The sequence below is a fragment of the Pseudomonas sp. BJa3 genome (genome assembly GCF_026343815.1).
Taxonomy (GTDB): domain Bacteria; phylum Pseudomonadota; class Gammaproteobacteria; order Pseudomonadales; family Pseudomonadaceae; genus Aquipseudomonas; species Aquipseudomonas soli.
The window spans coordinates 11,871-35,273 of sequence record NZ_JAOXMC010000015.1 but is presented as its reverse complement, the minus strand read 5'-3'; the positions used below and the strand labels follow the sequence as shown (position 1 = coordinate 35,273).

21 protein-coding genes and 1 pseudogene are annotated in these 23,403 nt (G+C 66.7%); 19 read left to right on the top strand and 3 right to left on the bottom strand.

Annotated features, from left to right (window positions below; translation table 11 throughout):
- Positions 1-55: 55 nt before the first annotated feature.
- The 3 genes from OH705_RS19040 to OH705_RS19030 all read left to right on the top strand — a co-directional run bounded on the left by OH705_RS19040 (position 56) and on the right by OH705_RS19030 (position 3,860).
- Positions 56-1,351 (top strand): histidine decarboxylase, encoded by a 1,296-nt coding sequence (locus tag OH705_RS19040; protein ID WP_323873499.1) that lies wholly within the window; start codon positions 56-58, stop codon positions 1,349-1,351.
- Positions 1,352-1,789: 438 nt separating this feature from the next.
- Positions 1,790-2,857: a GNAT family N-acetyltransferase gene (locus tag OH705_RS19035; RefSeq protein ID WP_104443871.1), complete on the top strand. Its 1,068-nt coding sequence runs from the start codon at positions 1,790-1,792 to the stop codon at positions 2,855-2,857.
- Positions 2,858-2,876: 19 nt separating this feature from the next.
- Entirely contained in the window at positions 2,877-3,860 is a 984-nt protein-coding gene (locus OH705_RS19030) for a fatty acid desaturase family protein (protein WP_104443872.1), read from the top strand.
- A gap of 56 nt (positions 3,861-3,916) precedes the next feature.
- Here OH705_RS19030 and paaX read toward each other — a convergent pair whose 3' ends face one another.
- Positions 3,917-4,840 (bottom strand): phenylacetic acid degradation operon negative regulatory protein PaaX, encoded by a 924-nt coding sequence (paaX, locus tag OH705_RS19025; RefSeq protein WP_104443873.1) that lies wholly within the window; start codon positions 4,838-4,840, stop codon positions 3,917-3,919.
- A gap of 59 nt (positions 4,841-4,899) precedes the next feature.
- Positions 4,900-5,499, bottom strand: a complete 600-nt coding sequence (gene paaY / locus OH705_RS19020; protein WP_094009904.1) for a phenylacetic acid degradation protein PaaY — start codon at positions 5,497-5,499, stop codon at positions 4,900-4,902.
- A gap of 340 nt (positions 5,500-5,839) precedes the next feature.
- On the opposite strand from paaY, the gene paaF reads away from it, so the two are divergent.
- From paaF to OH705_RS18940, 16 genes and pseudogenes are all read left to right on the top strand, one after another.
- On the top strand, positions 5,840-6,613 hold the full coding sequence (paaF, locus tag OH705_RS19015) for a 2,3-dehydroadipyl-CoA hydratase PaaF (RefSeq protein ID WP_267302750.1): 774 nt from the start codon (positions 5,840-5,842) through the stop codon (positions 6,611-6,613).
- A 31-nt stretch (positions 6,614-6,644) separates the two neighbouring features.
- Positions 6,645-7,439: a 2-(1,2-epoxy-1,2-dihydrophenyl)acetyl-CoA isomerase PaaG gene (gene paaG, locus OH705_RS19010; RefSeq protein ID WP_267302749.1), complete on the top strand. Its 795-nt coding sequence runs from the start codon at positions 6,645-6,647 to the stop codon at positions 7,437-7,439.
- Between the two features lie 2 nt (positions 7,440-7,441).
- Positions 7,442-8,959, top strand: coding sequence for a 3-hydroxyacyl-CoA dehydrogenase PaaH (paaH, locus tag OH705_RS19005; protein ID WP_267302748.1), 1,518 nt, complete (start codon positions 7,442-7,444; stop codon positions 8,957-8,959).
- Positions 8,952-9,401: a hydroxyphenylacetyl-CoA thioesterase PaaI gene (gene paaI / locus OH705_RS19000; RefSeq protein ID WP_267302747.1), complete on the top strand. Its 450-nt coding sequence runs from the start codon at positions 8,952-8,954 to the stop codon at positions 9,399-9,401. The genes paaH and paaI overlap by 8 nt, the downstream gene beginning before the upstream one ends.
- Entirely contained in the window at positions 9,394-10,614 is a 1,221-nt protein-coding gene (pcaF, locus tag OH705_RS18995; RefSeq protein WP_323873498.1) for a 3-oxoadipyl-CoA thiolase, read from the top strand. The genes paaI and pcaF overlap by 8 nt, the downstream gene beginning before the upstream one ends.
- Positions 10,615-10,708: 94 nt before the next feature.
- On the top strand, positions 10,709-12,028 hold the full coding sequence (paaK, locus tag OH705_RS18990) for a phenylacetate--CoA ligase PaaK (RefSeq protein ID WP_038707537.1): 1,320 nt from the start codon (positions 10,709-10,711) through the stop codon (positions 12,026-12,028).
- Between the two features lie 215 nt (positions 12,029-12,243).
- On the top strand, positions 12,244-13,233 hold the full coding sequence (gene paaA / locus OH705_RS18985) for a 1,2-phenylacetyl-CoA epoxidase subunit PaaA (RefSeq protein WP_267302746.1): 990 nt from the start codon (positions 12,244-12,246) through the stop codon (positions 13,231-13,233).
- A gap of 26 nt (positions 13,234-13,259) precedes the next feature.
- Entirely contained in the window at positions 13,260-13,541 is a 282-nt protein-coding gene (paaB, locus tag OH705_RS18980; RefSeq protein WP_023631078.1) for a 1,2-phenylacetyl-CoA epoxidase subunit PaaB, read from the top strand.
- A gap of 8 nt (positions 13,542-13,549) precedes the next feature.
- A complete protein-coding gene (paaC, locus tag OH705_RS18975; RefSeq protein ID WP_267302745.1) occupies positions 13,550-14,308 on the top strand; it encodes a 1,2-phenylacetyl-CoA epoxidase subunit PaaC in 759 nt (252 codons plus the stop codon).
- Entirely contained in the window at positions 14,295-14,819 is a 525-nt protein-coding gene (gene paaD, locus OH705_RS18970) for a 1,2-phenylacetyl-CoA epoxidase subunit PaaD (RefSeq protein WP_038706123.1), read from the top strand. The genes paaC and paaD overlap by 14 nt, the downstream gene beginning before the upstream one ends.
- 15 nt (positions 14,820-14,834) lie before the next feature.
- On the top strand, positions 14,835-15,911 hold the full coding sequence (gene paaE, locus OH705_RS18965; protein ID WP_094009896.1) for a 1,2-phenylacetyl-CoA epoxidase subunit PaaE: 1,077 nt from the start codon (positions 14,835-14,837) through the stop codon (positions 15,909-15,911).
- Between the two features lie 98 nt (positions 15,912-16,009).
- Entirely contained in the window at positions 16,010-16,318 is a 309-nt protein-coding gene (locus OH705_RS18960; protein ID WP_023631978.1) for a DUF485 domain-containing protein, read from the top strand.
- Positions 16,309-17,877 (top strand): annotated as a pseudogene (locus tag OH705_RS18955) (cation acetate symporter); the annotation flags it as partial. The gene OH705_RS18960 and the pseudogene OH705_RS18955, both read left to right, overlap by 10 nt.
- A 35-nt stretch (positions 17,878-17,912) precedes the next feature.
- Entirely contained in the window at positions 17,913-19,145 is a 1,233-nt protein-coding gene (locus tag OH705_RS18950) for an OprD family porin (protein WP_267302744.1), read from the top strand.
- 38 nt (positions 19,146-19,183) lie between these two features.
- Positions 19,184-21,232, top strand: coding sequence for a phenylacetic acid degradation bifunctional protein PaaZ (paaZ, locus tag OH705_RS18945; RefSeq protein WP_267302743.1), 2,049 nt, complete (start codon positions 19,184-19,186; stop codon positions 21,230-21,232).
- Between the two features lie 201 nt (positions 21,233-21,433).
- A complete protein-coding gene (locus OH705_RS18940; RefSeq protein WP_046855646.1) occupies positions 21,434-21,745 on the top strand; it encodes a hypothetical protein in 312 nt (103 codons plus the stop codon).
- A gap of 17 nt (positions 21,746-21,762) precedes the next feature.
- On the opposite strand, the gene OH705_RS18935 is transcribed toward OH705_RS18940, so the two are convergent.
- The gene (locus OH705_RS18935) at positions 21,763-23,382 is read right to left on the bottom strand and encodes a hybrid sensor histidine kinase/response regulator (RefSeq protein WP_038706120.1); all 1,620 of its coding nucleotides are present in this window, start codon (positions 23,380-23,382) and stop codon (positions 21,763-21,765) included.
- Between the last annotated feature and the right edge of the window lie 21 nt (positions 23,383-23,403).

Genomic DNA, 23,403 nt, shown 5'->3' with positions numbered 1-23,403 from the left:
TTCACCCGCAACGCGCCCGGCCCTGGTCGGCCGGGCGCGCTCCATGGAGCTGGACATGACATTCTCACCTGCCGACCACACACGTCTCGAGGCGTTCTGGCGCTACTGCCTCACCCACCAGTACTTCAATGTCGGCTACCCCGAATCCGCCGACTTCGACTACAGCCTGCTGCACCGTTTCATGCGCTTTTCCATCAACAACTGCGGCGACTGGAACGAGTACAGCAACTACCTGCTCAATTCCTTCGATTTCGAGCGCGAGGTGATGCGCTTCTTCGCCGAACTGTTCCACATCCCCTTCGAGGACAGCTGGGGCTACGTCACCAACGGCGGCACCGAAGGCAACATGTTCGGCTGCTACCTGGCCCGCGAGCTGTTCCCCGACGCCACGCTCTACTACTCCCAGGACACCCACTACTCGGTGGCCAAGATCGTCCGCCTGCTGCGCATCAAGGCCCAGGTGGTGGCGTCCCAGGCCAATGGCGAGATGGACTACGACGACCTGGTCGCACGGATCGCGGCCGACGGCGAGCACCACCCGATCATCTTCGCCAACATCGGCACCACCCTGCGCGGCGCCACTGACAACATCGCCACCATCCAGCAGCGCCTGGCCCAGGCCGGCATCCGCCGGGAGGACTACTACCTGCATGCCGACGCGGCACTCAGCGGCATGATCCTGCCCTTCGTCGACGCTCCCGAGCCCTACTCGTTCGCCGACGGCATCGACTCGATCTGCGTCTCGGGGCACAAGATGATCGGCTCGCCGATGCCCTGCGGCATCGTCGTGGCACGGCGCGCCAACGTCGAACGCATCTCGGTGGAGGTCGACTACATCAGCGCCCGCGACCAGACCATCAGCGGCTCGCGCAACGGCCACACGCCGCTGATGATGTGGGCCGCCCTGCGCAGCCGCTCCATGGACGACTGGCGTGAACGTATCCAACGCTGCCTGGACCTGGCCCAGCATGCGGTGGACCGGCTGCGGGCCGCGGGGATCGACGCCTGGCGCAATCCCAATTCGATCACCGTGGTGTTCCCCTGCCCCTCGGCCAACGTATGGAAACGCCATTGCCTGGCCACCTCGGGCGACACCGCGCACCTGATCACCACCGCCCACCACCGGGACAGTACGCAGATCGATGCCTTAGTCGACGAGGTGATTGCCGATCTCAAGGCCCGTGGCAAGCCACCGGCCAGGCAACCGTTGCAAGGTATCCTGGTCGACGGGCTGGCCACTCGCACCCAGGTCTACAGCACTGCCAGCCAGCCTCTGAGGGTGCCTGCGCCGGACCTGGGAAAAGCCGAACCGCAACGCATCATCGCCCATCCCAAGGGCAGCGATAGCTGAACGCCGAGTCGTCATTACGGGCGTTTGCATGTAAGCCTGTGCCTACAACGCGCGCCCCTGCAAGCTGGCGTGCCGAAAAACCGGGGGCGGGCTGATCCGCCCCTTGGCCGCCCCGCAGAGACCACCGCGCAGGCGACCCTCCGTGTGCGTTTGACAGCCCATGGCGTGGCTCTATAGTCCGTGTCCTGGCAACGGGAAGGATTTCTGTTTGCCTCGGACAAGAACCCCGCCATGTACAGGAGTTGCGTAATGGCCATGCTCACGGATGACGCTCCGTTCAAACCCGCCCTGCCTTGCCTTTTGCTCGCCCCCGCCTGCTTCGCCGTCAACCGACGACATTCCCGCCACTGACCGCAGCGCCAAAACCGACACCTGCCCGTGACCTGCCCTGGGCGGTCACTGCCTTCGTTCGCCTTCAATAAAGACAAAAGGTGCGTCATGACTGCGACCCGTTCGCCGCAAACGGCCGTTGCGCCGTTGCCGGAAACCGAAACACTGCGCTATCGCCCGGCCAACCCCGCCGATATCGAAGCCCTCGCCGCGCTGTTCCAGCAGGTCTATGGGCAGACCACCCACCCCTGCCAGAGTGCGTCCTACATCCGCCACTCGATGAGCAGCGGGCAACAGCAGTGGTTCGTCGCCGAGGCCGAGGGCAACCTGGCCGGTTGCTGCTGCATCGCCCGCCGCCCGTGGAACCAGTCGTGGGAGGTGTGCCACGGTGTGATTCACCCTGACGCGCGCAGGTCCGGCGCCATCTCCAGCCTGGTCCGCCTCGGTTTCGAGACGCACCGGCCAGCGCCCATGGAGCTGGGCTTCTACATTACCCGCAACATCGCCAGCCACGGTGTCATGAAGAAGATCCGCCCCGCCGTGCTGGTGGGCCATGACGGCGGCCCGGACAAGGTCGATGGCCTGCGCGAGTATCACCTGACCGCCATCCACCCTGTACCCCAGGCCGGCTTCGCGCACGTCGCCCCCTGGTACGTGACCACCCGCGCCGCCGACTATATCCGCAGGCTGCTCTACCCCGCCCTGCAGCTTGCCGTTGCCCCCGGCAGCTACCCGGACACCTACCTCAGCGGCCCGACCGGCGCCGAACGCCATGGCCAGCTCAGCTACAGCCACGACCCGCAGGCCGCCGCGCTGATGCTGTCGGGCCAATGCGGCCGCTATGGCTCGACCCATGCCGTGCTGACCGAGCTGGGCGCGCTGCTGCGTCAGTATTCCCAGGCCGAGTACGTCGGCCTGGTGATCCTCGCCGACAAGCTGGAGCTGCTGGCCAGCCTGCGCCGCCTGGGCTTTGCGATCACCGCCTACCTGCCGGCCTGGCACCTGGAGAACGGCAGCCGCTACGACTGCATCCAGCTGGTGTTCCAGGACTTTGCCGTGGCGCCGCGCAGCCACGGTTTCGATGACGACATCGCCCGCTTCGACCTGGCCTACGCGCACCTGGCCAACAACCTCTGCAGCCTTCCCGCGGCCCCGGTTTCCCGGGCCGCCAGCTAACCGATCGGAGTTTCAGCAAGTGACCAAGGACCAATGGCTTAGTGTAAGAAAACAGATCCCCGACGGCGCCCGGGAACCCTGGACCGTGATGTTGTGGGTCGCCGACCTGCTGCTGCTGGCGGTGGCCTGGAACCTGTGGCTCGCCGACTCCACCGCCCTGCAGTTGCTGGGCCTGGCGCTGGCAGGTCTGGCCACCGTGCAGCTCTACCTGATCATGCACGAGGCGACCCACGGCGCCGCCTCGGCCAACCGCCGGCTCAACGATTTCATCGGCCACTGCAACGGCTGGCTGATCGCCCTGCCGTTCCTGGTCCGCCGGCGCTTCCACATGGCCCACCACACCTGGACTGCGCACCCGCTGAACGACCCGGAGAACCGCGGCATGATCGAGCGCTTCTCGGTGATGACCAAGAAGCAGGAGCGCACCCTGGAGTTCGTCTGGAAGCACTGGATTCCGATGATCGCCGCCAACCACTTCCTGCTCAACTGGCGCGCGCCATTCATCGCCAAGGCCAAGGGCGACAGTTCGCCACGGATCCTCAAGGAGATCCGCTTCGCCCGCCTGTACCTGGCCGGCTACCTGGCGGCGGCCGTGCTGGCCTGGAGCCTGGGGCACCTGCTGGACCTGGTGCTGTTCTACCTGATCACCTGGGTGTTCCTGTTCTTCATGGTCGAGCTGCTCAACCTGCCGCACCACGCCGAGGCCCCGCTGCTCGCCCGCGATGCCGATCGCCTGCAGTTCTGGGAGCAGGACGGCGTGTCCCACGACTGCAAGAGCCTGCCGCTGTGGTCGCGCTTCGTGATCCTCAACTTCAACCTGCACATCGTCCACCATGCCTTCCCCTCGGTGCCCTGGTACCGCCTGGCCAAGGTGCAGAAGTTGCTGGGCGAGCATGAGCTCGGCCATGCGCCGTCGCAGACGCATGAATGGGAGTTCGCGGTGAAGAACCGACGCCGGCCGTTGTTGCAGCTGATGGGGCATTTCTTCGATCAGCGTGGCTGAGAACGTCACCCTCCCCTGTAGGCACGGGCAAGACCGTTCCTACAGGGCACCACCTGTCAAGCAAGCCCACCAAAGCGCTTGAAGTAACTCTCGTTGGCATCCGGCAACGGCCCATCTGCCGTCTCCAGCGCACTGGCCAGGTACTCCTCCGCCCTGCCCTGCACCAGCCGGTACAGGTTGCGGCACAGCTGCCGCGCCGCGCGGCCTTCCCAATCCCCCGGCAACAGCTCGTCCGGCAACTGCGGATCACGCAGCAGCAGGCGGCGGTACTCGTGGATCAGCAGCGTGCGCGCCAGGAAGCAGTCCTGCGGGCTTGGCGCGTCCAGGTCCTTCATCGCCTGCCACAACGGGCGGAACAGGCGGATGAACTCGCTGTAGTGCTGGCCCAGTTCCTCGATGTTCCAGCTTTCCCGCACCTGGGCGCGCAGGGCCTTGGAGGCCAGCACTTCCTGGGCGTGGGTCTCGAAGACGATGCAGTCGTCCTCGGCATCCTGCTCGCGCAGGGTCGCAGCGAGGTCGGCACGGTCGGTGCGCGGGCAGCCCAGCAGGTTCGCGCCCATGACGCCGAAGCCTTGCCACTCGAGCTCTTCACGCACGGCCTTGCGCTTGGTGGCATCGAGCTGGGCCAGCAGCACCAGGGTCCAGGCGCCGTTCCAGGCCGGCAGGCTGGCGCTGTAGACGCGCTTGAAGGCTTTTTCGAAGCGCCGCCGGCCGGTGCCGGTGAGGCTGTAATAGCTGCGCCGACCGACCTTTTCGGCGGTCAGCCAGCCTTCCTTGGTCAGGCGGAAGATCGAGGTGCGGATCAGCCGCTCGTTGATGCCCATCGGCTCCAGCAGGTTGATCAGGCTGCCCAGCCAGACCGTGCCGCCATGGGGTTCGATGGCATCGCCGTAGAGAGTGATGATCAGGGAGCTGGCGCGGATCGGCGTCTGCTCCTGGAAACGGGTGATCAGGTGATTCAGGGGGGCAAGGCTGCTCATGGGGGAACGAGGCGCGGCTAAAGCCTCGACTATACCTGCCTGCCGCGACCGCGCAAGGCTCATGCACCGCCCTCGGCCTTGGGCCTGAAGCCGGAGTCGCCCATGCGCGGGCGGTCCTGCTCCGGCGCGGTCAATGGCGGGCATTCCACCAGCGCGCTCAGGCAACGCCGGGCGAGGCTGTGGTATTCGGCGGTACCGCGCTGTTTCCAGGCCAGTTCCTGGTCGCTGAGCGGGCGCTTGGCCACGGCCGGCGCGCCGACCACCAGGTGTTGCTGCGGGCATTCGAAGCCGGCCTTGACGAAGGCCGTGGCGGCGACGATGCAGCGCGGGGCGATATGCGCGGCGTCCATGACCACCGCGTTCATGCCGACCAGGGCATCCTCGCCGATCCGGCAGCCGTGCAGCACGGCGCCATGGCCGATATGGCCGTTGCGCTCGACCACCGTGTCGCCGCCGGGAAAACCGTGCATCACGCAGGTGTCCTGCAGGTTGGCGCCCTCTTCCAGGATGATTCGCCCGAAATCGCCGCGCAGCGAGGCCAAGGGGCCGATGTAGCAGTTTGCGCCGACCAGCACGTCGCCGATCAGCACGGCGCTGGGGTGTACGTAGGCGCTGGGGTGGACCACGGGGGTCAGGCCGTCGAGGCGGTAGCAGGGCATGGGTCTGGCTCTCGATATGATTCAGAAGACTTGTTGATCCTGTATCAGATCAAATCACTTAGTCAATGCCTTGCTGGTGTATCGCATTCTTCACCAAGCTTCAGACCTGTGAAGACCTCATCACTAGGCAAGCCAGCCCCTATTATCAGCTATGAAAGCAAGGCAGCGTGGGAGCGGGCTTGTCCCGCGATAGCGTAACTCGCCTCGCATAAAGATACGCAATCATAATTTCTATGTTGATTTTATGTATCGTATTGAACATATACTTGCCCCAGCACCACGAACAACTCCAAGAAAAGCCGGCCCAAGCCGGCGCCGAACGTGCAGCCCGAGGTATCCCATGCCAAGCAACCTCATCGTGCAGGCCCCGGCGGACGGTGTCCGTCTGATCACCCTGCACCGCCCGCAAGCCCTGAACGCCCTGAACACAGCGCTGCTGGAAGAGCTGGCCGCAGAACTGCATGCCGCCGACCAGGATCCGCAGATCCGAGCCGTGGTCATCACCGGCAGCCGCAAGGCCTTCGCCGCCGGCGCCGATATCAACGAAATGGCCGAGCGCGACCTGGTCGGCATCCTCGACGACCCACGCGTGGCCCACTGGCAACGCATCGCCGGTTTCGGCAAACCCCTGATCGCCGCGGTCAACGGCTTCGCCCTCGGCGGCGGCTGCGAACTGGTGATGTGCGCCGATATCGTCATCGCTGGCAGCGACGCCCGTTTCGGCCAGCCGGAAATCAACCTCGGCATCCTCCCCGGCGCCGGCGGCACCCAGCGCCTGCTGCGCGCCGTGGGCAAGCCGCTGGCTATGCAGATGGTCCTCGGCGGCGAGGCCATCGGCGCCCGCCATGCCCTGCAGGCCGGCCTGGTCAGTGAAGTCACCGAGCCCGAACTCACCGTCGAGCGTGCCCTGCAGGTAGCCGTCGCCATCGCCGCCAAGGCGCCGCTGGCGGTGCGCCTAGCCAAGGAGGCGCTGCTCAAGGCCCAGGACATGGACCTGGCGAGCGGCCTGCGCTTCGAGCGCCACGCCTTCACCCTGCTGGCCGGCACCGCCGACCGCAACGAAGGCATCCGCGCCTTCCAGGAAAAACGCCCGGCCCGATTCCAAGGGCTGTAAGCCTTCCACCGACTGACGGAGCGAGCCAGTCATGTCTTTCCAGCACATCCTGTTTTCCATCGGCGACGACGGCGTTGCCCTCCTCTCGCTCAACCGGCCCGAGCAGCTCAACAGCTTCAATACCGCGATGCACCTGGAGGTGCGCGAGGCCTTGAAGCAGGTACGCCACAGCGAATGCGCCCGGGTACTGCTGCTGACCGGCGAAGGCCGTGGCTTCTGCGCAGGCCAGGACCTGGCCGACCGCAATGTCGCGCCCGGCGCCGAGCTGCCCGACCTTGGCCAGTCCATCGAGCAGTTCTACAACCCGCTGGTGCGCAGCCTGCGCGACCTGCCGCTGCCGGTGATCTGCGCGGTCAACGGCGTGGCCGCCGGTGCCGGGGCCAACCTGCCACTGGCCTGCGACCTGGTGCTGGCGGCACGCTCGGCGAGCTTCATCCAGGCGTTCTGCAAGATTGGCCTGGTGCCGGACTCCGGCGGCACCTGGTTGCTGCCCAGGCTGGTCGGCATGGCCCGGGCCAAGGCGCTGGCCTTGCTGGGCGAGCGCCTGAGCGCCGAGCAGGCCGAGCAATGGGGGCTGATCCACCGGGTGGTGGACGATGCCGCGCTGCGCGACGAAGCACTTGGCCTGGCCCGTCACCTGGCGGCCCAGCCCACCTACGGCCTGGCCTTGATCAAGCGCGCCCTCAACCAGAGCTTCGACAACCGCTTCGATGAGCAGCTGGAGCTCGAGCGCGACCTCCAGCGCCTGGCCGGGCGCAGCGAGGACTACCGCGAGGGCGTCAGCGCCTTCATGAACAAACGTACACCTGTGTTCAAGGGGCGCTGATCATGGCCGCACTCGACAATGACGCCCTGGTGGCAGTGATCGGCGCAGGCGCCATGGGGGCCGGCATCGCCCAGGTGGCGGCCCAGGCCGGCCATCCCGTGCGCCTCTACGATACGCGCCCCGGCGCCGCCGAGCAGGCGATCGAAGGCATCGATCACCTGCTCGGCCGGCAGGTGGAAAAAGGCAAGCTTGCGCCTGACAGCCGCAGCGTGATCCGCGACCGGCTGCAACCGGTGGATACCCTCGACGCCCTGGCCGACGCCCATCTGGTGATCGAAGCCATCGTCGAACAACTGCCTGTCAAACAGGACCTGCTGCGTCGGCTTGAAGGACTGTGCGCCACGGACTGCATCCTGGCCAGCAACACTTCCTCGCTGTCGATCACCAGCCTCGCCGCCGGGCTCAAACACCCGGAGCGGGTCATTGGCATGCACTTCTTCAACCCGGCGCCCTTGATGGCGCTGGTGGAGGTCGTCTCCGGGCTGGCCACCGCGCCGAGCCTGGCGGCCACGCTTTACGACACCGCCCGCGCCTGGGGCAAGCAACCGGTGCATGCCCGTTCGACGCCGGGCTTTATCGTCAACCGCGTGGCCCGGCCCTTCTATGCCGAAAGCCTGCGCCTGCTGCAGGAAGGCGCCGCCGACTGCGCCACCCTCGATGCCCTGCTGCGCGATGCCGGGGGCTTTCGCATGGGCGCATTCGAACTCACCGACTTGATCGGCCACGACGTCAACTACGCGGTGACCTGCTCGGTGTTCGAAGCCTTCTATGGCGATTTCCGCTTTCAGCCGTCGCTGGTGCAGAAAGAGCTGGTCGACGCAGGACGGCTCGGGCGCAAGACCGGCCAAGGCTTCTACAGCTACACCGAAGGTACCGAGCGGCCAGAGCCCGCAACGCTCACCAGTCAGACGTCTGTCAAACGCTGCACGGTGGAGGGTGACCTGGGTGCCCTGCAGCCCCTGGTCGAGCGCTTGCGCGCCAACGGTGTCGGCGTCACCGAACGCGCCGGCACCGGCCTGCTCCGTGTGGGAGATGCCACCCTGGCGTTGTCCGATGGCCGCCTGGCCAGCCAGCGCGCCCGCGAGGACGGCTTGCGCAACCTGGTGCTGCTGGACCTGGCCCTGGACTACGCCAGCGCCCCGCGCCTGGCCATCAGCCACGGCGCCGAATGCAGCGCCGTGGCCCTGGACCAGGCCGTCGCCCTGCTTGCCCGGGCCGGCCTGAGCGCCTGCCCGGTGGCCGATCTGCCCGGCCTGGTGGTGCTGCGCACCGTGGCCATGCTCGCCAACGAAGCCGCCGACGCCGTGCTGCAAGGCGTCGCCACCCCCGGCGACATCGACCTGGCGATGCGCGCCGGGGTCAACTACCCGCGCGGCCCGCTGGCCTGGGCCGACCAGCTGGGCATCGGCTACACCCTGAACGTGCTCGACAACCTGCAACGCAGCTACGGCGAGGAACGTTACCGGCCGTCCCTGTTGCTGCGCCGCACCCACGCCGAAGGAGGCCGCCTGCATGGCTGATCAATCCACACACGCTTTGGCCCGCGCCTGCGCCGAGGCCATGTTCGGCCGTGACGCCGCCAGCCAGGGCCTGGGCATCGAACTGCTCGAAGCCGGCCCTGGCAGCGCCAGCCTGGGCATGACCGTACGCGCCGACATGATCCAGGGCCACGGTACCTGCCATGGCGGCTACCTGTTCGCCCTGGCCGATTCGGCCTTCGCCTTCGCCTGCAACAGCTACGATGAAGCGGCCGTGGCCCTGGGTTGCAGCATCGACTATGTGGCCCCGGCGCGGCTCGGCGACCGCTTGCAGGCCAGCGCCAGCGAACAAAGCCGCAAAGGCCGCACCGGCAACTACGACGTGCGCATCGAGAACCAGCAGGGCGAGCTGATCGCCCTGTTTCACGGCAAATCCTACAAAGTGCGCGGCACCGTGCTGTCGCCGGAGACTTCAAATGACTGACGCCAGCCTGCCCCACGCGCTGATCATCGATGCCGTGCGCACCCCCATCGGCCGCTACGGCGGCGCCCTGTCGAGCGTGCGCCCCGACGACCTTGCCGCGGTGCCGATCAAGGCGCTGATGGCGCGCCATCCCGGCCTGGACTGGGCGGCGCTGGACGATGTGATCCTCGGCTGCGCCAACCAGGCCGGCGAAGACAACCGCAACGTCGCGCGCATGGCCGCCCTGCTGGCCGGGCTGCCGATCGAGGTGCCCGGCACCACGATCAACCGCCTGTGTGGCTCGGGCCTCGACGCCATCGGCAACGCTGCCCGCGCCCTGCGCTGCGGCGAAGCCGGGCTGATGCTGGCCGGCGGCGTCGAGTCGATGTCACGGGCACCCTTCGTCATGGGCAAGTCGGAACAGGCCTTTGGCCGCAGCGCGCAACTGTTCGACACCACCATCGGCTGGCGCTTCGTCAACCCTTCGATGCAGGCGCAATACGGCATCGATTCGATGCCCGAAACCGCCGAGAACGTCGCCGAGCGCTTCGACATCTCCCGCGAAGACCAGGATGCCTTCGCCCTGCGCAGCCAGCTCAAGGCCGCCGCCGCCCAGGCCAATGGCTGTCTGGCCCAGGAGATCGTCGCGGTGGAGATCCCGCAGCGCAAAGGCCCGCCCAAACGCGTCGAGCATGATGAACATCCACGAGGCGACACCACCCTGGAACAACTGGCGCGCCTGGGCACGCCGTTCCGTGAGGGCGGCAGCGTCACCGCCGGCAATGCCTCGGGGGTCAATGACGGCGCCTGCGCCCTGCTGCTGGCCAGCCCACGGGCCGCGCAACGCCACGGCCTCAAGGCCCGTGGCCGGGTGCTCGGCCTGGCGGTGGCGGGCGTCGAGCCACGCCTCATGGGCATCGGCCCGGTGCCGGCGACCCACAAGGTACTGGAGCTGACCGGCCTGGCGCTGGCCGACATGGACGTGATCGAGCTCAACGAAGCCTTTGCCGCCCAGGGCCTGGCCGTGCTGCGCGAGCTGGGCCTGGCCGACGACGATCCGCGGGTCAACCCCAACGGTGGCGCCATCGCCCTGGGCCACCCGCTGGGCATGAGCGGCGCACGTCTGGTCACAACCGCCCTGCACCAGCTGGAGCAGACCGGTGGCCGTTACGCCCTGTGCACCATGTGCATCGGCGTCGGCCAGGGCATCGCCCTGGTGATCGAGCGCCTCTGATCAGCCGCCAGAGACGCCACGCGACGCGGGCAGTATGCTGCCTGCCATGACACTCAGGGCCCCTGCCCACGACAAGAACAACTCGAGTGAAACCATGAATCTCTACCACGATGCCGACCGCGCCCTGCTCGACCCGATGGAAACCGCCAGCCTCGACGCACTGCGCCAGCACCAGCTGGAGCGCCTGCGCTGGAGCCTGAACCACGCCTACGCCAATGTGCCGCTGTACCGCCAGCGCTTCGACGCCTGTGGCGCCCATCCCGACGACCTGAAATCGCTGGAGGACCTGGCCCGCTTCCCCTTCACCGGCAAGAACGACCTGCGCGACAACTACCCCTACGGCATGTTTGCCGTGCCCCAGGACCAGGTGGTGCGCCTGCACGCCTCCAGCGGCACCACCGGCAAGCCGACGGTGGTCGGCTACACCCAGAACGACATCGACACCTGGGCCAACGTGGTGGCGCGCTCGATTCGCGCCGCCGGCGGGCGCCGCGGCGACAAGGTGCATGTCTCCTACGGCTACGGCCTGTTCACCGGCGGCCTGGGCGCGCACTACGGCGCCGAGCGCCTGGGCTGCACGGTGATCCCCATGTCCGGCGGCCAGACCGAGAAGCAGGTGCAGCTGATCCGCGACTTCCAGCCGGACATCATCATGGTCACCCCCTCGTACATGCTCAACCTCGCCGACGAGATCGAGCGCCAGGGCATCGACCCGCACGACCTCAAGCTGCGCCTGGGCATCTTCGGCGCCGAACCCTGGACCGACGAACTGCGCCGCGCCATCGAGCAGCGCCTGGGCATCGACGCCCTGGATATCTACGGGCTGTCGGAAATCATGGGCCCGGGCGTGGCCATGGAGTGCATCGAGACCAAGGACGGCCCGACCATCTGGGAAGACCATTTCTACCCCGAGATCATCGACCCGGTCACAGGCCAGGTGCTGCCGGACGGCCAGCTCGGCGAGCTGGTGTTCACCTCGCTGAGCAAGGAGGCGTTACCGATGGTGCGCTACCGCACCCGCGACCTCACCCGCCTGCTGCCGGGCACGGCGCGGCCGATGCGGCGCATCGGCAAGATCACCGGGCGCAGCGACGACATGCTGATCATTCGCGGGGTCAATGTGTTCCCGACGCAGATCGAGGAGCAGGTACTCAAGATAAAACAGCTTTCCGAGCTATATGAGATCCACCTGTATCGTAATGGAAATCTCGACAGCGTCGAGGTGCATGTTGAACTGCGCAGCGACAGCCAGTACCTCGACGAGGGCCAGCGCAAGCAAGTGGTGGGTGAACTGGCGAAGCAGATCAAGACCTACATCGGCATCAGCACGCAGATCCAGTTGCAGCCGTGCGGCACGCTGAAACGCTCGGAAGGCAAGGCCTGTCATGTGTATGACAAGCGCCTGGCCAGCTGACCGATAGCGGTTCCTGGAAAGCCCCGGCCAAGTTCCGGGGCTTTTTTTCGCCTGGCCGAACGTTATCGCGGGGCAAGCCCGCTGCCACGCCCGGCCAACTCATGTGAAAGCGATACACAAATCTTATTTGATACATCAAATACTGTTTGATGTTGTGTTTTGTATCGCTTATAAATGACCCACGCCCCAAGCAGCCCATCAGCGGGAGCACGACCATGTACGCACAGCTCGTAGAAACCGGCGTCAAGCGCCTGAAGACCCTGGAAGAGATGTCGCCCGAAGAGCGCGCCTTCCAGGAGAAGATCGACGCCGAGATCAAGATCGAAGCCAAGAACTGGATGCCCGAGGCCTACCGCCAGACGCTCATCCGCCAGATTTCCCAGCACGCCCATTCCGAGATCGTCGGCATGCTCCCGGAAGGCAACTGGGTCACTCGCGCCCCTTCGCTCAAGCGCAAGCTGCAGTTGATGGCCAAGATCCAGGACGAAGCCGGCCACGGCCTGTACCTGTACAGCGCCATGGAAACCCTTGGCGCCGACCGCGACGAAGAGATCGCCAAGCTGCACAGCGGCAAGGCCAAGTACTCGAGCATCTTCAACTACCCGACCCTGAGCTGGGCCGACATGGGCGCGGTCGGCTGGCTGGTGGACGGCGCGGCGATCGTCAACCAGGTGGTGCTGCAGCGCACCTCCTACGGCCCCTACTCCCGCGCCATGATCCGCATCTGCAAGGAAGAAAGCTTCCACCAGCGCCAGGGCTACGAACTGCTGCTGACCATGATGCGCCACGGTACCCAGGCGCAGAAGGACATGGTCCAGGACGCCATCGACCGCCTGTGGTGGCCGGCGCTGATGATGTTCGGCCCCAGCGACGAACATTCGCCCAATAGCGCGCAATCCATGGCCTGGAAGATCAAGCGCCAGAGCAACGACGAACTGCGCCAGCGCTTCATCGACCAGACCGTGCCACAGCTGGAACTGCTCGGCTGCACCGCTCCCGACCCTGAGCTCAGGTGGAACGCCGAACGCGGCCATTACGACTTCGGCCAGATCCAGTGGGAAGAGTTCTACGAGGTGCTCAAGGGCAACGGCCCATGCAACCAGGAGCGCGTCGCCACCCGCCGCAAGGCCATCGAAGACGGCGCCTGGGTACGCGAGGCCGCCGTGGCCTATGCGCGCAAGCAACACAACAAGAACGCCGCCTGAAGCGGCCATCGATGCGGAGATCGAGCATGTCTGACTGGACCCTCTACGAAGTATTCGTGCGCAGCAAGCACGGCCTGAACCACAAGCACGTCGGCAGCGTGCATGCCGCCGACGCCGCCATGGCCATTGAGAACGCCCGCGAGCTGTACACCCGCCGCAGCGAAGGCGTGAGCCTGTGGGTGGTGCCCTCGGCGCTGATCACCGCCTCTTCGCCCGACGAGAAGGACCCACTGTTCGCCCCGGCGGACGACAAGGTCTACCGCCATGCCAGCTTCTACGAGCTGCCCGCCGAAGTCGGACACATGTGAGGCCCGCCATGCACAAGCAAGCACTCATCCAATACCTGCTGCTGCTCGGCGACAGCGCCCTGGTCCAGGGCCAGCGCCTGTGCGAGTGGTGCGGCAAGGCGCCGGCGCTGGAAGAAGAACTGGCGCTGATGAACGTCGGCCTCGACCTGGTGGGCCAGGCGCGCAACTGGCTGGACTATGCCGCCGAACTGTTGGACGACGGCCGCGACGCCGATGCCCTGGCGTTCCGCCGCGACGAGCGCGCCTACCGCAACCTGCTGCTGGTCGAACAACCCAACGGCGACTACGCCGTCACCATGCTCAAGCAGTTCCTCTACGACGCCTGGCACCACGCCACGCTTGAAGCGCTCGGCGCCTCGCGCGATGAACGCATCGCCGGCATCGCCGCCAAGGCCCTGAAAGAAGTCACCTACCACCTGCGCCGCTCCGGCGAATGGGTGCAGCGCCTGGGCGGCGGCACTGATGAAAGCCGTCGGCGCATGCTCGAAGCCATCCCGACACTGTGGCGCTTCACGGTCGAATTGAGCGTGGCCAACGACGGCGAAGTCCAGCTGGCCAATGCCGGTGTCGGCGCCGATCCGGCGCGGATCGCCCAGCACTGGCTGAACACCGTCACGGCCATCTTCGCCTCGGTCGACCTGCCCCTGCCCAAGGCCGCCAGCCACTTCTACCTGGACGGGCGCAAGGGCCTGCACAGCGAACACCTCGGCCTGCTGCTGGCTGAAATGCAGTTCCTGCCGCGAGCCTACCCCGATGCGACCTGGTGAGCTGATCGCCGGCGACCGCGGCGCCAGGGCCTTGCGCGATGGCGACCTGAGCCGAGCCTGGGCGGTGCTGGCCGAGGTGATGGACCCGGAAGTGCCAGTGGTCAGCGTGGTCGACCTGGGTGTCGTACGCGACCTCGACTGGCGCGCCGGCCACCTGCACCTGGTGGTCACCCCGACCTACTCCGGCTGCCCGGCCACCGAGGTGATCGAGAGTGACATTCGCCAGGCTTTGGAACAGGCCGGCTTCGCCGAGCCTGCACTGGAGCGTCGTCTCACCCCGGCGTGGAGCACCGACTGGATCAGTGCGCAAGGCCGTGAGCGGCTGCGCGCCTACGGCATCGCCCCACCCGAGGGCAGCGCCAACCTGCGCGGTGCGGCACCCAGCGTGTGTTGCCCGCAGTGCGGCAGCGCCGATACCGAACTGCTCAGCCAGTTCGGCTCCACCGCCTGCAAGGCCCTGTACCGCTGCCGCGCCTGCCTGGAACCGTTCGACTATTTCAAATGCCTTTGAGCCGTGGAGAACGACATGAGCCAGTTTCACAGCCTGACCATCAAGCAAGTGCGCCAGGAGACCCGCGACGCGGTGTCCATCGCCTTCGACGTGCCCGCGCACCTGCGCGATGAGTTCCGTTTCACCCAGGGCCAGTACCTGGTCATGCGTACCCAGCTCGACGACGAGGAAGTGCGCCGCTCCTATTCGATCTGCAGCGCAGTGCAGGATGGCGAGCTGCGCGTGGCGGTCAAGCGCGTGCCGGGCGGTCGTTTCTCGGCCTTCGCCAACGAAGTGCTCAAGGCCGGCCAGCAATTGGAGGTGATGCCTCCGTCGGGCAACTTCTTCGTGCCACTGGAGCCGACGCGCCGGGGCAACTACCTGGGCGTGGCCGCAGGCAGCGGCATCACTCCGCTCCTGTCGCTGGTCGCCACCACGCTGGCCACTGAACCAGACAGCCGCTTCACCTTGCTGTACGGCAACCGCGCCAGCAACAGCGCGCTGTTCCGCGACCGCCTCGAGGACCTGAAGAACCAGTACCTCGAGCGCCTCAACCTGATCTTCGTGTTCAGCCGCGAGCAACAGGACGTCGACCTGTACAACGGCCGCATCGACGCCGACAAGTGCGGCCAGCTGTTCTCCCGCTGGCTCGACGTGACCTCACTCGATGCCGCCTTCATCTGCGGCCCCCAGGCCATGACCGAAACCGTGCGCGACAGCCTGCAGGCCAACGGCATGGACAAGGCGCGCATCCACTATGAACTGTTCGCCGCCACCGGCAGCGAAGCCCGCCGCGAGGCCCGTGAAGCGGCCCGCGAGCTGGATTCGGCAGTCAGCCAGGTGACCGTGATCAGCGATGGCCGCGCCCTGGCCTTCGACCTGCCGCGCAACACCCGCAGCGTGCTCGACGCCGGCAATGCCATCGGCGCCGAGCTGCCGTACTCGTGCAAGGCCGGGGTGTGCTCGACCTGCAAGTGCAAGGTGATCGAGGGCGAGGTGGAGATGGACAGCAACCATGCCCTGGAAGACTACGAAGTGGCCGCCGGGTATGTGCTGTCGTGCCAGACCTACCCGCTGAGCGACAAGGTGGTGCTCGACTTCGATCAGCTTTGAGACCGCATTGCCTTCATCGCTGGCTTGCCAGCGATGAAGCCCTCGGCAACACCCGCGTGACCTGAAAAACAATTACAACAGCCAGAGAGAACGCTCCCATGACACCCGAACACATCGAAACCATCAGCAACCACCCCGCCTTCGTGCAACTGATCAAGCGCAAGCGCCGCCTCAACGGCAGCCTGACCCTGACCATGTTTGTCGCCTATTACGGCTTCGTCCTGCTGGTGGCCTTCGCCCCGGGCGTGCTCGGCCAGTCCCTCAGCGGCGGGGTGACCAGCGTCGGCATGCTGGTGGGCGTGTTGATGGTGCTGCTGTCCTTTGCCCTCACCGGCATCTACATGCACCGCGCCAACCGCGTCATCGACCCGCTCAACGAAGTGGTCAAGCAGGAGTGCGCGCGATGAACTGGACCGCCATCTCGATGTTCCTGGTGTTCGTCTGCTTCACCTTGCTGGTGACCCGCTGGGCCGCCCTGCGTACCCGCTCGGCCAGCGACTTCTACACCGCCGGCGGCGGCCTCACCGGCATGCAGAACGGCCTGGCGATCGCCGGCGACATGATCAGCGCCGCGTCCTTTCTGGGCATCTCGGCGATGATGTTCATGAACGGCTACGACGGCCTGCTGTATGCCCTGGGCGTGCTGGCCGGTTGGCCGATCATCCTGTTCCTGATCGCCGAACGCCTGCGCAACCTGGGCAAGTACACTTTCGCCGACGTGGTCTCCTACCGCCTGGCCCAGGCCCCGGTGCGCCTGACCTCGGCCTTCGGCACCCTGGCCGTGGCGCTGATGTACCTGGTGGCGCAGATGGTCGGCGCCGGCAAGCTGATCGAGCTGCTGTTCGGCATCAACTACCTGTACGCGGTGATGCTGGTGGGTGCGCTGATGGTGCTGTACGTCACCTTCGGCGGCATGCTCGCCACCACCTGGGTGCAGATCATCAAGGCGGTGATGCTGCTCTCCGGCACCACCTTCATGGCGTTCATGGTGCTCAGGCATTTCGGCTTCAGCACCGAGGCAATGTTCGCCAGCGCCGTGGCCGTGCACGCCAAGGGCCAGGCGATCATGGCGCCGGGCGCGCTGCTGTCCAACCCGGTGGACGCCATTTCCCTGGGCCTGGGCATGATGTTCGGCACTGCCGGCCTGCCGCATATCCTCATGCGCTTCTTCACCGTCAGCGACGCCAAGGAAGCGCGCAAGAGCGTGTTCTACGCCACCGGCTTCATCGGCTACTTCTATCTGCTGCTGATCGTCATCGGTTTCGGCGCCATCGTCATGGTCGGTACCGAGCCGTCCTATCGCGACGCCACCGGGGCGATCATCGGCGGCGGTAACATGGTCGCGGTGCACCTGGCCCAGGCGGTGGGCGGCAACCTGTTCCTCGGCTTCATCTCGGCGGTGGCCTTCGCCACCATCCTCGCCGTGGTCGCCGGCCTTGCGCTGTCCGGCGCCTCGGCGGTATCCCACGACCTGTACGCCTGCGTGGTGCGCAAGGGCCAGGCCAGCGAGCAGGAAGAAATGCGCGTATCGCGCCTGGCCACCTTGGGGATCGGCCTGTTCGCGGTGCTGCTGGGGCTGCTGTTCGAGTCGCAGAACATCGCCTTCCTCTCCGGCCTGGTGCTGGCGGTGGCCGCCTCGGTCAACTTCCCGGTGCTGCTGCTCTCGATGTTCTGGAAGGGCCTGACCACCCGTGGCGCGGTGGGCGGCAGCCTGGCCGGGCTGGTCTCGGCGATCGTGCTGGTGGTGCTGGGCCCGGCGGTGTGGGTCAACGTGCTGCACAACGAACGGGCGCTGTTCCCCTACAGCAACCCGGCACTGTTCTCCATGTCGCTGGCCTTCCTCGCGGCCTGGGCCTTCTCGGTCACCGACGGCTCGCAGCGGGCGCACGAAGAGCGTGGGCGCTACCTGGCCCAGTTCATCCGCTCCATGACCGGTATCGGCGCCGCCGGTGCCAGCAAGCACTGACTTCAAGAACAATAACAATGTCGGGTACAACAACAATGAACCGCATGCACCTCAAGTCAGCCGCCTGGCTGGCCACCCTCGCCCTGCCCTTGCCGGCCATGGCGGACTTTATCGCTGACAGTCACGCCCGCCTCGAACTGCGCAACCACTACATCAACCGCGACTTCCGCCAGAGCAACGCCCCGCAGAGCAAGGCCGAGGAATGGGGCCAGGGCTTCACCGCCCGCTTCGAGTCGGGTTTCACCGAGGGGCCGGTTGGTGTCGGGGTGGACGCCATGGGCCAACTGGGCATCAAGCTCGACTCCAGCCGCGACCGACGCAACACCGGCCTGCTGCCCTACGGGCCGAACAGCCTGGAGCCGGTGGACGACTACAGCGAGCTGGGCCTGACCGCCAAGCTGCGGGTCTCCAAGAGCACCCTGCGCATGGGCACGTTGCAGCCGATCCTGCCAGTGGTGGTGTACAACGACACCCGCCTGCTGGCTTCGACCTTCCAGGGTGGCCTGCTGACCAGCCAGGAGCTGGACGGCCTGACCTTCAACGGCGGGCGCCTGACCAAGGCCAACCTGCGCGACTCGTCCGGGCGCGATGATATCGGCTACGGCGCCGCCAGCAGCGACCACTTCGACTTCGGCGGCGGCAGCTACGCCATCACCCCGCAGGCCAGCGTCAGCTACTACTACGCCAAGCTCGAGGACATCTACCGCCAGCAATACGTCGGTTTTCTGCATACCCAGCCTTTGGCCGAGGGCATCAGCCTGCGCAGCGACCTGCGCTACTTCGACAGCCGCGGCGACGGCGCCGAGCGCGCGGGCAACATCGACAACCGCAACTTCAACGCCATGTTCACCCTGGGCGTGAAGGCCCACAAGTTCACCGCCACCTGGCAGCAGATGTCCGGCGACAGCGCCTTCCCGTTCCTCAACGGCGGTGATCCGTACACCGTCAACCTGGTCACCTACAACACCTTCACCCGCGCCGGGCTCGACTCCTGGCAGCTGCGCTACGACTACGACTTCGTGGCCATGGGCATCCCCGGGCTGAGCTTCATGACCCGCTACACCGACGGCCGCCACGCCGAAACCGCCACGCTCAGCAATGGCCGCGAGCGCGAACGCGACACCGACATCACCTACGTGATCCAGAGCGGCCCGTTCAAGGACGTCAGCCTGCGCTGGCGCAACGTCACCTTCCGTTCCGGCAATGGCCTGACCAATGCCGTTGACGAAAACCGCCTGATCATCGGCTACACCCTGGCGCTCTGGTAAGCGCGCCCCCTGTCTATCAGAACAGCAAGGAGAACAGCATGTCCGCCGCCCCTACCCTGCAAAGCTTCATCGCCGGCCGCTGGATCGGCCAGCACGGCGCCCAGGCCCTGCGCAGCGCCCTCGACGGCCACGTCCTGGCCTACAGCCACGAGGAACGCCCGGACTTCGCCGAGGCCGTGGACTTTGCCCGCGTCCAGGGCCTGAAGCAGCTGCTGGCCATGGATTTCCAGCAGCGCGCCGCCCGCCTCAAGGCCCTGGCGCTGTACCTGGCCGAGCGCAAGGAGCAGCTCTACGCCCTGTCCCATCACAGCGGCGCCACCCGCGCCGACAGCTGGATCGACATCGAAGGCGGCAACGCCACGCTGTTCGCCTATTCGAGCATGGGCCGCCGCGAGCTGCCCTCGGGCAACCTGGTACATGAAGGCCCGGCGACCCCCCTGGGCAAGCAAGGCCATTTCGCCGGCAGCCATATCCTGGTGCCGCGTGCGGGCGTGGCCGTGCATATCAACGCCTTCAACTTCCCGATCTGGGGGATGCTGGAGAAATTCGCCCCGACCTTCCTGGCCGGCATGCCGTGCATCGTCAAGCCTGCCACGTCCACCAGCTACCTGACCGAGGCCGTGGTACGGCTGATGAACGAATCGGGCCTGTTGCCGGCCGGCAGCCTGCAACTGGTGATCGGCAGCACCGGTGACCTGCTCGAGCGCCTGCAGGGGCAGGATGTGGTGACCTTTACCGGCTCCGCCGACACCGCAGCCAAGCTGCGCGTCACCCCGAACCTGATCCGCAACTCGGTGCCGTTCAACGCCGAGGCCGACTCGCTGAATTGCGCCATCCTTGGTCCGGACGTGAGCCCTGACAGCGAGGAATTCGAGCTGTACATCAAGGAAGTGGCGCGGGAAATGACCACCAAGGCCGGGCAGAAATGCACGGCGATCCGCCGCGCCATCGTCCCGGCCAGGCACATCGACGCGGTGGCCACCCGTCTGCGCGAACGCCTGCGCAAGGTGGTGGTGGGCGATCCTTCGGTGGAAGGCGTGCGCATGGGGGCGCTGGCCTCCCATGACCAGCAGCGTGATGTCACCGAGCGCGTGCGCCAGTTGCTGGCCACCTGCGAGCAGCTGCTGGGCGCCAGTGACGGTTTCACCCCGGTCGGCGATGGCGTGGCCGAGGGCGCGTTCTTTGCCCCGACCCTGCTGCTGGCCCGCGACCCGCATGCCGAGGGCGGTCCCCATGATATCGAGGCGTTCGGCCCGGTCAGCACGCTGATGGCCTACGACGACCTCGACGAGGCCTTGGCCCTGGCCGCCCGCGGCAAGGGCAGCCTGGTGGCGAGCCTGGTCACCGCCGACCGCGCCGTGGCGGCCAAGGCCATCCCGGTGGCGGCGGCCTGGCACGGGCGGCTGCTGGTACTCGACAGCGAGGCGGCCAAGGAGTCCACCGGGCATGGTTCGCCATTGCCGCAGCTCAAGCACGGCGGCCCCGGTCGTGCCGGCGGCGGCGAGGAGCTGGGCGGCCTGCGTGCGGTCAAGCACTACCTGCAGCGCGCCGCGGTGCAAGGTTCGCCGAGCATGCTGATGGCAGTGACCGGCGAGTATGTGCGCGGCGCCGAGGTGATCGAAACCGAAGTACACCCGTTCCGCCGCCATTTCGACGACCTGCGCATCGGCGAGTCGCTGCTGACCCACCGCCGCACGGTGACCGAGGCCGACCTGGTCAACTTCGGCTGCCTGTCGGGCGATCATTTCTACATGCACTTCGACGAGATCGCCGCCAGACAGTCGCAGTTCGGCAAGCGCATCGCCCACGGTTACTTCGTGCTGTCGGCGGCCGCCGGGTTGTTCGTCAGCCCCGGCGAGGGGCCGGTGCTGGCCAACTACGGGCTGGACACGCTGCGTTTCATCACCCCGGTGGGCATCGGCGACACAATCCAGGCGCGCCTGACCTGTAAGCGCAAGATCGACCAGGGCAAGACCAGCCCGCAGGGGCAGCCACAAGGGGTGGTGGCCTGGGATGTGGAGGTGACCAACCAGCTGGGTGAGCTGGTGGCCAGTTATGACATTTTGACCTTGGTGCTCAAGCGCTGACTGCCAGTGGGCGGCGAGATGCCTGCATGCAGTCAGGTGGCAGGCATCCCGCAACCCAATCAAGGCAAAATGCCACCTCGCACATCCGCCCTACATCGCGCAACGCCGCCTCAGCGCTATAGTCGGCCCAGCGTCCCACCGCCAGCCCCCTTCCTGGCGGCGCGGGCGCGGTACCGAGAACAATGCCAAGGAAGCAACGCGATGATCCTCAAGTCCTTCCCTTTCAAGTCCCTCGTCCTGCTCGCCGGCCTGGCCGCCGTGGCCGGCTGCCAGACCGCCAGCCCCAGCGCCGACACCCTCAAGCAACGCACCGAGGTCACCCTCGGCGTGCCCGTGAGCAAGGTCAGCAACCTGCGCAGCGACTCCAACACCACCTACTTCACCGCCAGCACCAGCAAGGGCCAGTACGACTGCCAGGTGCCCAGCGGCGGCCTGGTGGCCGTGGCCGGCATGGGTATCTACACGCCATCCCCCACCTGCTGGAAAGAAGGCCAGGCGCCGGTCTTCCAGTGATGGTCGAGGGCACCGGCCTAGACCACCGGTGCTGCCACGCTCTCACGCAAACCCCGCAGCGCCGCACGCAGCTCCGCCGGTCGCACCGGCTTGGCCAGTACCGCGATACCCCGTGCCTGCAGGGCGCCCTGCAGCCTGTCGATATCATGGCCGGTCATGATCAGCGCCGGCACTTCGGCGCCGCGTTGCGCGCGCAACTGGTCGATGCAGTCGATGCCGGTGGCCTGTGGGCCCAGGTCGTAGTCGGCAACGATCACATCGCAGTCACTGGCCAGGCCAAAGGGCGAGCTCTCGGCCTGCACCTCGCACCCCCAGCGTTGCAGCAAGGCACTGGTGGCCTGCAGGACGTTGTGGTCATCCTCCACCAGGCACACCCGCAAACCGGTGAGCATGCCGGCCTGCACGGCCTGGTCGGCAACGGCCCGTGGCACTTGTGCCGGCACCTTGGGCAACCCTTGCAAGGTCAGCGTGGTGCCATGCCCCTGGCGCGAGCGCAGGCTGACCGCCAAACCCATCAGTTGCCCCAGGCGTTTGACGATGGCCAGCCCCAGGCCGACGCCCTCGACGTCCTTGTCACGTGCCTCGCGCACCCGGTAGAACTCTTCGAACACGTGACCCTGGTGCTCCTCGGCAATGCCCCGGCCCTGGTCGCAGACGACGATGGCCAGCCCCTCGCCGCGTGGCCGCACGCCGATCAGCAACGGGCGCCCGGCGGCGTACTTGAAGCTGTTGGACAGCACGTTCTGCACCATGGTCGCGAGCATCCCCGGGTCGGCGCGTGTCCAGTGGCGGCTGGGCACCAGGCGCATCTCGACCCCGGCCCAGCGCGCCGCCTCGCTGTTCTGGCGCAACAACTCGCGCAGGAAGCCGTCCACGGCGAAGGTTTCCCACTTCGGCTGTACGCGGCCGTTGTCCAGGGTGTACAGGTCGAGGATCGAGCGGAACAACTGCGAGACGTTGAGCAGCGAGCGGTCGATGCTGTCCACCAGGCGCCGCTCTTCCTCGCCCAGCCGCGCTTCGCGCAGGCAGGCGGTGAACAGGCCGATGGAATGGATCGGCTGGCGCAGGTCGTGGCTGGCCTGGGCCAGGAAGCGCGACTTCTCGCGGGTCGCCGCCTCGGCCAGGGCCGTGGCCTTGCGCGTGCGCTCGAGCAGCAGGTGGGCATAAAACGGAATCAGGGTGCTGGTGGTCAGCAGCATCGGCAGCAGGAACGGCTGTTCCTGCCAATAGGGGGTCAGCTGCCACACCACAACCAGCGCGGCCAGGGCCAGCACGGTGGCGATGGCCAGGTAGCGCGAGCCGAAGCGCATGCCGTTGCCCAGGTTGATCCAGACCATCACCGCATACAGCGGCAGCGCGGTTTCACCGCCGACCACCAGGCCGAAGCTGGTGCCGGTGTAATCGCCCAGCATGCCGAAGATGCGCCGCGCCGGGTAGTGCCCGGGCCAGCGCTTGATCGCCTGGCGCATGCCGATCGACACCACGACGAATCCCGCGTAGTAGAGCAGCACCGGCAGGTAGGTGGCAGGCGAGCGGCCCGGCAGGAAACCCAGCAACGCCACGTAGCTGATCGCACAGGAGGCGACGATGATGCGCAGGTTGGCCTGGTCCAGCTCGTTGTTCTTCTCGAACTTCATGGGTAACGTCCTTGTGCGCCA